This is a genomic window from Pseudomonas viridiflava (genome assembly GCF_900602065.1).
Classification (GTDB): Bacteria; Pseudomonadota; Gammaproteobacteria; order Pseudomonadales; family Pseudomonadaceae; genus Aquipseudomonas.
On the sequence record NZ_UWFN01000167.1, the window covers coordinates 1 to 279 of the forward strand.

Here is a 279-nt window from a genome sequence, read left to right on the forward strand (position 1 = left end):
CAAACCCGTCGAGAACAAGCCGCCTGCGATCTTCCACTACCAGTTGCTGAGAGTGCTTGTGCCTGAACCGGATGCCGCGATCAGCAGCCCCAGCGGCGACCTGATCGTGACGGTGACCAGCGATCCGGTATTACAGCCCGGCCACAGTTATCGTCTTTTGCTGGACGGGGTTGCCGTCGGCCAGCCGGGACGCAGCCCGGTGTTTCCACTGAGCAATATTGACCGGGGCACGCATCAGATCTCTGTCGAGATCTTCGACCCATTGGGACGGGTACTGGA

1 pseudogene is annotated in these 279 nt (G+C 60.6%); it reads left to right on the forward strand.

Annotated features, from left to right (window positions below):
* Positions 1-279, forward strand: a pseudogene (locus tag EE949_RS09025) (DUF4124 domain-containing protein); the annotation flags it as partial.